Consider the following 9,874-nt stretch of genomic DNA (forward strand, 5'->3'; position numbering starts at 1 on the left):
TCTCCGACGAACACCCCCGGGCCCGGTGACACCACCCCCCGGGTCATGCCTTCGACAGGGGGACACAGTCATGCCGGGCCCGGAGGCCAGCGGTCCCGTTGCAGGACCGCGAAAAACATAACGGGGGAAGTGACGGACGCGACGGGGCGGGTTGCCGGGCGGGCACCGTGAGCGGACGCGTCTCCCGGCCCGGACGGACAACGGGAGACCGCTGTCGGACCGGCACCCGACGCCCGACGCCCGACGCCCGTCACCGGGGCCCCGGCCCTCGGCGCCGCGGACCCGGCGACCGGTCGGCGGGGATGCGACGGGGCCGATGGCGGGGCGGGGCAACGGCGGCGGGCTTCCGACGAGCCGGGTCGGACGCGGGGGTGCCCCCGGCGGGGGTGGCGCCCTCGCCGCGACTCCACTGCTCCTCGTAGTCGCGCAGCACGGCCGCCTCCTCCCGCGCGGGCCCCTCGACCCGACGTTCCCCGTGCAGGTACCAGTGGGCGCTCAGCGCCGGGGGAATCAGCAAGGCCGTGCTCAACCAGGGGAACCACACCGCGTCCAGGGCGCACCAGACGGCGGCCGCCAGGAAGAAGAGGGTGACACCGAGGGCCGTGGCACGTCGGGCGCGCGGCGACCACCGGTGGTGCTCGTACAGCACCATCAGCGCCTCCCCCGCCCGGAGGGGATGCACCGCGTACCCGGTGGGGTCGGGGGGTGCGGGAAGCCAGGAACAACCGTCACGGAACCGGTCGGCGGCGCGCCCGGCCCGTTCGCGGGCGGCGGGGTGGTCGTCGCGCACCAGGTCCAGCCGGAAGGCGCCACTGGGGGCCACCCGATGAGAGGTGACGCGGTAGCCGAACTCATGGGCGGCGATGACGTATTCACGCGCGTCGCCGTGGCGTGGCTCCTCGTCGGGCACGACGGTCAACGAGAGTCGTCGTCGGCCGTCCAACCGGGAGAGGAAGTCCTCGAACACGAGCCACCTCCGCGCCGTTCCCACCGGGCCCGATGACCGACGGGCCCGTCGCCCTCGCACGCTACCGGACTCCTGCCCACCCGGAACGTCCCGCTCACCCCCTCGGCCCCGCCCCCCGGGGGCCGCGCACGGCGGGCCGGGGCGGCGGACGAGGGCCCCGACGACGGAGCACGGAGTATCCCCGGCATGACACAGAGGGGCAAGGAGGTTGCCACAGGGGGTTCGTGTCACCTCCCCGCGGAGGACGGGCGGAGCCTTCGTCCGGTCGGAAGACCGGTGGCTCCGGGGCACCGCACCGTTGTGAGGGGGCACGCTTCGGGGCCGGGAGCCGCCCGGGCGGGAAGCGGGGCGGAGGACTTCCGGTCAACCCGTCCCGTACAGGTCCTCCGGTCCGATCAGAACCACGTCCGAACCCGGTCGCGCGGCGCGCTCGCGCAACCCGTCGGCGAACCCGGCGCCGCCGAAGCAGAGCAGGCGGGTCCCCGAGGTGTCGTACCGACCGCCGCGCTCGATCAGTTCGCGGGTCCTCTCCAGCCGGGCGAGGTGCCCCATGCCCATGGGTTCGTTCCACTTCGCCTCGCCGATGGCGAGCAGACGGAGCCGGTTGCCGTCGGGAAGCCCGGGGACCGCCACGTCCACTTCGCGGGAGACGCGCTCGGTCGTATCGTTCACGGCTCCGTGGGTCACCCGGGAGGGAAGACCGCCGAGCAGTTCCGGGTCCGCGTGGTGGAGGGTCCATTCACGACAGACCTGTTCGAAACGCGGCCCGAGAACGTTGCTCACGAACCGTCGTCGACTCGCGCGCCAGACCCGCTCCGCCGCGCCCGGGCGTTCCAATTGGTCCCATACCGGACGCATGACGACCTGGTGGAAGCCGATGAGGGGTTCGGCGATCCGGTAGGTGCTGCGGTTGTCCCGGAAGGCGTCGATCTCCCGACGCAACAGGCCGGCGTCCTCCAGGACGTTGATGGGGTGGGCGATGTCGGCCGCCCTGCGTTCCAGGTATCCGGCCATACCGCCCCGGGTGGCGTTCCCCTCCGCCACCGCCGACAGCACCGCCAGGTAGAGTGCCGGGTCCCTTATGTCGGGCTCCTCGGTGAGGAGGTACCGGGGCTCACGGAAGAGCGGCGTCTCCGGGTTGAGCACCGTGCGCACCACCCAGGCGTCGAAGTCCTCGGGGCCACGAGGGGTGTCACCGCGCACGAACTCGTTACGATAGGCGGGAGTGCCTCCCACCACTGCGTTGACCGCGAGGGCGAGCCGTGGGTCGGCGAGACCCCAGAATTCCGCCGCCGCCCGATGGTCGAGGGGCCGGATCACCAACTCCAACCCCGCTCGCCCCCGCAACGGGGCGCCGCCACCCAGCAGTCGTCCCATGAAGGACATGGCCGATCCGCACAACAGGAGACGGGTGCGCGAACGCGTTCGCCGGTCCCGGAGCGGCCCGAACGCCTGTTGGATGATGGAAGGGAGCTCCGGGTTCGCCTTGGCGAGGTAGGGGAACTCGTCGATGACCACGGTGACCGGACGCTCCTCCCCCAGCGCGAGGAGGGCGTCGACGACCTCGACCCAATCGGGGAAGTGGTAGGGGGTGGCGGGTGCGGCGTACTCGGTGAGGGCCCGTCCGACACGGCGCAGGGACTCGGTGTCGGTGGCTTCGGTGGCACCGAAATAGAAGCCGTCCGAGGCCCGGCACAGGGCGTCGAGCAAGAAGGTCTTCCCTTGCCGCCGGCGTCCGGAGACGACTCCGAGGGTGGCTCCGGGCCGGTCGTCCGTCGCGAACCGCACGAGAGCCGACCACTCCCGATCCCGGTCGAACACCTCGGAAGGCTTCTCCACTCTCACCTCTTTTATAGGGGCATGTTTTACAAAACCATACTCCTATAAACCCGCCAACCGGGGACGGGTCGCTCATTCGGGGGATCGGCCCGAACAGGGCGGCGCGGCGGCGCCGGGGCGGCCCGTGCCGGCGGAAGGATCTGCCCTCCGATCGGCACGGCGGAGGGAACGGGCGTGACGCAGGGCGTCGAGGCACGACGGAACGGACCGGCGGAACGCTCCGAACGGCCCGCACGGGCACGGCGAACCCGGCGGGTACGGCGGACGGGGATCGCGACGGCGGCCGGCATCGCCGTGGCCCTGCTCGCCGGCACGGCCGGCACCCCCGCCGGCGCGGCCGGCGGGCCCGGCACGGGTGGCGACCGACCGTCGGGAACCATCGCCCCCGACTCCCCGGCCGAGGCCGCGGGGGCCCGACTCGCCGCCGATCGCGCGGAGCGCGCCGGCGTCGCGTGGGGCCCCTGCCATCCCGCCACACGTCTGCCCGAGCCGGTGGAGTGCGGGACGGTGGCCGTTCCCGTCGACTACGCCGACCCCTCGGGGGATTCCCTGGACCTGCACCTCAGTCGGCTGCCGGCGAGCGGACCGGCGGATGATCGGCGCGGCGCCCTGCTGTACAACCCCGGCGGGCCGGGCGGTGACGGCATGGCCTTCCCCCTGTACCCGCTGCGGTTGGCCGCCCCCGTGTGGCGGGACCTGAACACCGGTTACGACATGGTGGGTTACGCGCCCCGGGGCGTGGGCCCCTCGGCACCGGTCTCCTGCACGGACCCGGAGAAGTTCGGCCGGGGCCCGGGGGTGGCCCCCCGGGCGCCCTCCCCGGAGTTCAAGCGGGAGATGGACCGGCGGGCGGCGGAGTACGCGGCCGGCTGCCCGGCCAACCGGGGCGAGTGGGCCGGCGCGCACACCACCCCGAACAACGCCCGGGACCTGTACGTGCTGCGGGCAGCCCTCGGCGAGGAGCGGCTGAACTACCTGGGCGCCTCCTACGGCACCTACATCGGCGCGGTCCACGCCACGTTCTTCCCCGAAGCGGTGGGACGGATGGTGCTGGACAGCGTCGTCGATCCCGATCCCGCGATGATCTGGTACGACAACAACCTCCTGCAGTCCCTCGCCTTCGAGCATCGTTGGTCGGACTGGAAGGAATGGGTCGCCCGCCACCACGACGTCCACGGTCTCGGGGAGACGGCGAAGGACGTGCAGCGCGCCTTCGACGCGTTGCGGGACGCGGTGGACGCCGAGCCGCTGGAGGGTGTGGTCGGGTCCAAGGAGGTGCACGAGGCGTACCTGTCGGTGGCCTACGCCGACGCGGCCTGGCCGGGCGCGGCGGCGGCCCTGGCCGCGTTCGCCGCCGGGGACCCGGAACCGGTGCTGCGCGCCTCGCGCCCCGGCACCGACCCGGCGGGGATGGTCCGGCGGGAGAACTACAACGCCGTCTACACCACGGTGGAGTGTTCCGACGCCCCCTGGCCCCGGTCGTGGGAGCGCTGGGACGCGGACCACTCGCTGATGGCCCGTCGGGCGCCGTTCGAGACCTGGGAGAACGCCTGGCTGAATCTGCCCTGCCGGCACTGGGCGGGCCCGCGGGTACGCCCGGTGGAGGTGGGCACGGCGCCGGGCGCGCTGCCGCCGGTCCTGTTGTTGCAGGCCGAGCGGGACGCCGCGACCCCCTATCGGGGTGCGCCGGAACTGGCGCGCCGGCTGCCGGGCTCGGTGCTGGTCACCGAGGAGGGCGCCGGGAACCACGGGGTGACGGGGGGCAACGCCTGCGCTGACGCCCTGGTGCGCGCGTATCTGCTGGACGGCGCGGCGCCGGCGGGCGACACCGTGTGCGCCGGACGGGCGGAACCCCAGCCGTTCCGGTCGGCCGGCGGGGAGACGGCACCGGTCGAGGGCGACGACGTCGCGGTGCCCACCCGGGAACCGCGCGCCCCCGGCTTCGGCGGGTCACCCCTCACGGGGTTGGGCATGCTGCTCGACGACGGGCTCACGGAGGGCGCGCTGTCCCTCCGGGGCGTGCTCCCGGGCGGGTCGGGGGTCACGGGGTTCGTGCCGCTCATCGGCTGACGGTCCGCCCCCGGCGGTCCCCGGCCGGCACGCCACCCCACCCGGTGAGAGGGGCTCAGGCCAGGCCGGCGACCAGCTCGGAGACCGAACGGCGGCGACCGGTGTAGAAGGGGATCTCCTCCCGGACGTGCCGGCGGGCGCCGGAGGCGCGCAGGTGGCGCATGAGGTCGACGATGCGGTGCAGCTCGTCGGCCTCGAAGGCGAGGATCCACTCGTAGTCGCCCAGCGAGAAGGAGGCGACGGTGTTGGCCCGCACGTCCGGGTAGCCGCGCGCCATCTTCCCGTGCTCGGAGAGCAGCGTCCGCCGCTCCTCATCGGGCAGCAGATACCACTCGTAGGAGCGGACGAAGGGGTAGACGCTGATGTAGTCGCGGGCCCGCTCGTCGGCGAGGAAGGCCGGGACGTGGGCCTTGTTGAACTCCGCCGGGCGGTGCAGCGCCATGTTGGACCACACCGGGTCGAGGGTGCGGCCGAAGCGGGTGCGGCGGAAGAGGTTGTAGGCCTCCTGCAGCGCGTCGGAGGTCTCGGCGTGCCACCAGACCATCACGTCGGCGTCGGCACGCAGTCCGGAGACATCGTAGGTGCCGCGCACGACGACGTCCTTGGCGGCGAGCTGCTCGAACAGCTCGTCGACCTCCTCGGCGAGGCCGGAGCGGTCCTCCGACAGTACGTCGCGGAGGCGGAACACCGACCAGGCGGTGTAACGGATGACCTCGTTGAGGTCCCTGGCCTTCTTCCCCGCGTTGGGGGTCCTGTCGGTCTCGGCAGTGCTCATGCGGTCATTCTCCCGTGTCGTTCGGGGTGGGCCGGCCCGGCCGGGGCCGGAGGTCGGTGGGGTGCGCCGGGACGGCGCGCCGCAGGTCCGCGACGGCGGCCCGGGCGTCGGCGATACAGGCGGGGATGCCGACGCCGTCATGGGCGGCGCCGCACACCCGTAGGCCGGGGAGGACGGCGACGGCACGGCGGACCCGCCCGATCCGCTCGGCGTGACCGGGGGTGTACTGCGGCAGACCGTCGATCCAGCGGGTGACGACGGAGGCCACCGGCGCGGCGGTGAGGCCGACGGCCTCGCGGAGGTCGGCGAGGGCGCCCTTCACGAGGTCGGCGTCGTCCATCGCGACGGCGGTCGGGTCCCCGTGACGGCCGACCGAGGCCCGCAGCAGGTACAGCTCCGGGTCCCGGCCGGCCCACTCCCACTTGCCGCTGGAGAAGGTGGACGCCTTGATGAAGCGGCCGTCGACGGCGGGGACGAGGAAGCCGCTGCCGGGCAGCGGGCGGTCGAGGTCGGAGCGGCGCAGCGCCACGGTGATCAGGGCCATGGAGGCGTACCCGATGCCATCCAGTTCCCGCGCGGCGGCCGGGGCGTGGTCGGCGAGCAGACGGGCGGCGGGGCCGGCGGGCACCGCCAGGACCACGGCGTCGGCCGCCAGTTCCTCCGCCGTGTCGGCGTCGGGCCCGACGGTCACCACCCAGCCGGTGGGCATGCGCCGCAGGGAGCGCACCGGGGCGTCGGTGCGGATCTCCGCGCCGGCGGCCCGGCACGCGTCGGCGATCGCGCCGGGCAGGGTTCCCATGCCGCCGTCCAGGCCGGTGAAGGGCGCGGGCGGCGGGGTGCCGGCGGGACGGGGAGCGCCGGCCGCCATGGCGGCGCGGACCGCGTCGGCGAGGGTGGGGGCGGTGCGGGCCGCCTCGTACAGGCCGGGCAGGGCGGCGCGCAGCGAGATGGCGCGGGCGTCGCCGGCGTAGACGCCGCCGAGAAGGGGTTCGACGAGCCGGTCGACGACCTCGTCGCCCATCCGGTCGGCGACGAGTCGGCCGATGGCGATGTCGCCGGCGGTTCCGTGGTCGTCGTGGTTCCCGGCGTTCCCGTCGTCCCCCTCGTCCGGCAGGAGCGGGCCCGGCAGGTCGGCGTCGCGGCGGGCGCGCCCGACGCCCTCGTCGGAGAGGACCCCGGCGAGGTCCTCGGCCCGGGCGGGGATGCCCATCAGGTGACCGCGCGGCATCGGGCGCAGCGCGTCACGGGTCCAGATGGAGGCCGTGGCCACGGCGGGCGGTTGGAGCGCGTCGCCCAGACCGACGGCCCGGGCCAGGTCCACGCCCTCGGGTCTGCGCGCCAGCATCGACTCCGCCCCCAGGTCGGTGCGGACCCCGGCGAGCTCCCCGGAGAGGAGCTTGCCGCCGAGACGGTTCGAGGCCTCGAGGAGCGTGACCCGCACGCCCTCCTCCGTCAGCCGATGCGCGGCGGCCAGGCCGGAGACGCCGCCGCCGATGACGATCGCGTGCATGTCCTCACTCTTTCAGATCGCCCGGGCGGGTCCGACACCGGGCCGAGTCCGGAACGTGATGGCTCCGGTACCGGCCCCGGGCCCCTTTTCCGCAACCCACCGGGAGTCGCGTCCGTCCCATCGACGGCACCGGCCCGGGGCAGGGTCGGGCGGTCGCGCCGATGGCGCGATCCGGGGAGGGAACGGGACGAAGGGGGCCGTCGATGGTCGTGCGACACGGATCGGTGGAGGAGGCGCGGGAGCCGGACCCGCGTGCGGGACGGCGGGGTCCGGGCTCGGCGGCCGGTCACCGCCGGTGGTGGGCGGCCGTGGCGGCGGCGGTCGTGCTGGCGGTGGCGGGGTGCGGCGGGCCGGCCGGGGACTCCTCCGGCTCCGCCCCCTCGGCGGTCGAGGAGTCGGCGGAGGAGTTCCCCGAGCACCTCCCCGACGAGGGAGACGGTGCCGGCTCCGCGCCGGCCCCGGAGCGGGAAGCGGAGCAGCCGGGGGCCGACGAGGCGAGCGACGACGGGGCCGTTGAGCCCGGCGAGCCCGATGACACCGGCACCGCTCCGGTGCCGCCGGAGGCGCGCGGCACCCATCTGATCCGCACGGCGCAACTGGTCGTGCTGACCGACGACGTGATCGACGCCTGGGCGGACGCGATCGGGGTGGCGGAGCGGGCGGGCGGCTTCGTCTCCTCGGAGTGGAGCGACCGGGACCGGGAGGGTCGGCAGCGCTCCCGGCTGACCCTGCGGGTGCCGCCGGAGCGGTACGACGAGGTGCTGGTGCGCCTCTCCGAACTGGGCGAGGTGCGGGAGCGGGAGGTCTCCACCGAGGACGTCACCGGCCAGGTGGTGGACGTGGCCGCGCGGATCGCCACCCAGGAGGAGAGCGTGGCCCGGGTGCGGGGGCTGATGGAGGAGGCCGAGTCACTGGCGGACGTGGTGCGACTGGAATCCGAACTGTCGACCCGGCAGGCGGAGTTGGAGGCCTTGAAGGCGCGTTACTCCTCGCTGCGGGAGCGCACCGGCATGGGCACCATCACGGTGGAGCTGCGGGAGCCCGACTCCGAGGAGATGGAGGAGGAAGAGGAGCCGGGCGTGCCGTCCCCGCTCGGGGCGCTGGGCAACGGCTGGGACGCGTTCCTGCTGACCCTCGGCTGGATCGCGGCGGTGATCGGGGCGGCGCTCCCGTTCGTGGTGACCGTGCTGCTGCTGTGGTTCGGATGGCGACTGCTGCGTTCCCGGTACCCGGGCGGCGCCCGGCGGGGGCCCGCCCCGGAGCCCACCGTGCGGGTGCCTCCGCCGCCCACCGCTCCCCCGGTGGCCGTCGCGACCCCGAGCCCGGCGGAGCGTTCCGCCGATGGCGGGGACGCCGCGCGCACCGGGGACACGATCGGTTCGGCCGACGCCGGGACCGACACCCCCGGGGACGGTGACGGCGGGGACGGCGGTTCGACACCGTCGGACCGTTCGTCCTCCTGAGCGCCCCGGCCCCGGGACGGGACGGCGATCGGCCGAGGGGATCCCGTGCGGATCCGCTCGGCCGATCGCCGTCACCCGACGGCCACCGGGCCGGCGCTCAACGCGCGGTGCGCCGGTGGACGTGCTCCACCAGGCGGGTGAGCGCCTCGGGGTCGGTGTCCGGCAGCACGCCGTGGCCGAGGTTGAAGATGTGGCCGGGCAGGTCGCGGGCGGTCTCCAGGACCCGGTCGGTCTGTTCCTCCACCGCCGCGCGGGGGGCGAAGAGCACCGCCGGGTCGAGGTTGCCCTGCAGCGGCTTGGTGCCCCCGGTACGGCGGGCCGCCTCGTCCAGCGGCACCCGCCAGTCGACGCCCACCACGTCGGCGCCGGCCTCACCGAGGTCGCGCAGGAGCTCCCCGGTCCCGACACCGAAGTGGATGCGCGGCACGCCGTATCCGGCGACCGCGTCGAAGACCTTGACCGAGGCGGGCATCACGCGCTCGCGGTAGTCGCGCGGGGAGAGCGCGCCGACCCAGGAGTCGAAGAGCTGCACGGCGGAGGCGCCGGCCTCGATCTGCACGCGCAGGAAGGCGGCGGTGATGTCGGCGAGGCGGTCCAGCAGGTCGGCCCAGAGCCCGGGGTCCCCGTACATGAGGGCCTTGGTGTGCTCGTGGTTGCGGGAGGGTCCGCCCTCGACGAGGTAGCTGGCGAGGGTGAAGGGGGCGCCGGCGAAGCCGATCAGCGGGGTGGCGCCGAGCTCGGCGGTCAGCATCCGCACGGCCTCGGTGACGTAGTCGACGTCGCCGGGCTCCAACGGGCGGAGCCGCTCGAGGTCGGCGCGCGAGCGCACGGGGTTCTCGACGACCGGGCCGACACCGGGACGGATGTCGAGGTCCAGGCCGATGGCCTTGAGCGGGACGACGATGTCGCTGAAGTAGATGGCGGCGTCCACACCGTGTCGGCGCACCGGCTGGAGGGTGATCTCGGTGACGAGGTCGGGACGCATGCAGGAGTCGAGCATCGCGATGCCCTCCCGCGCCTTGCGGTACTCCGGGAGGGAGCGGCCCGCCTGGCGCATGAACCACACGGGGGTGTGCGGCACGGGTTCCCCGCGGCAGGCGCGGATGAAGGCGGAATCCCGGGTCGCCGCGGCGGCGGCATCGTGGAGAGTCGCACCTCCCGCCGCGGTCGGGCGGCCTCCAACGCGGCCACCGCGCCGCGGAAAGCCGTCGGCCCCCCGGGGTCGGGGTCGTTCATAGGATCGTGCCCCT

The 9,874-nt window shown here is 74.5% G+C and carries 6 protein-coding genes and 1 pseudogene; 2 read left to right on the forward strand and 5 right to left on the reverse strand.

Annotated features, from left to right (window positions below):
• Positions 1-250: 250 nt before the first annotated feature.
• Complete coding sequence (locus LZF96_RS26065; protein WP_233877294.1) at positions 251-967, reverse strand: hypothetical protein; 717 nt, start codon at positions 965-967, stop codon at positions 251-253.
• A gap of 363 nt (positions 968-1,330) precedes the next feature.
• Positions 1,331-2,806: an ATP-binding protein gene (locus tag LZF96_RS26070; RefSeq protein WP_233877296.1), complete on the reverse strand. Its 1,476-nt coding sequence runs from the start codon at positions 2,804-2,806 to the stop codon at positions 1,331-1,333.
• Between the two features lie 174 nt (positions 2,807-2,980).
• On the opposite strand from LZF96_RS26070, the gene LZF96_RS26075 reads away from it, so the two are divergent.
• On the forward strand, positions 2,981-4,876 hold the full coding sequence (locus LZF96_RS26075) for an alpha/beta hydrolase (protein ID WP_233877298.1): 1,896 nt from the start codon (positions 2,981-2,983) through the stop codon (positions 4,874-4,876).
• A gap of 55 nt (positions 4,877-4,931) precedes the next feature.
• Here LZF96_RS26075 and hemQ read toward each other — a convergent pair whose 3' ends face one another.
• A complete protein-coding gene (gene hemQ / locus LZF96_RS26080) occupies positions 4,932-5,651 on the reverse strand; it encodes a hydrogen peroxide-dependent heme synthase (RefSeq protein WP_233877300.1) in 720 nt (239 codons plus the stop codon).
• 4 nt (positions 5,652-5,655) lie between these two features.
• Entirely contained in the window at positions 5,656-7,161 is a 1,506-nt protein-coding gene (gene hemG / locus LZF96_RS26085) for a protoporphyrinogen oxidase (RefSeq protein ID WP_233877302.1), read from the reverse strand.
• A gap of 203 nt (positions 7,162-7,364) precedes the next feature.
• Between hemG and LZF96_RS26090 the strand changes: the two genes are divergently transcribed.
• Positions 7,365-8,624, forward strand: coding sequence for a DUF4349 domain-containing protein (locus tag LZF96_RS26090; RefSeq protein WP_267941381.1), 1,260 nt, complete (start codon positions 7,365-7,367; stop codon positions 8,622-8,624).
• Between the two features lie 97 nt (positions 8,625-8,721).
• Here the strand turns inward: LZF96_RS26090 and hemE are convergent.
• A pseudogene (gene hemE / locus LZF96_RS26095) lies at positions 8,722-9,750 on the reverse strand (uroporphyrinogen decarboxylase); the annotation flags it as partial.
• Positions 9,751-9,874 lie beyond the last annotated feature (124 nt).

It is taken from the genome of Streptomyces sp. ST2-7A (genome assembly GCF_021390475.1).
GTDB lineage: Bacteria > Actinomycetota > Actinomycetes > Streptomycetales > Streptomycetaceae > Streptomyces.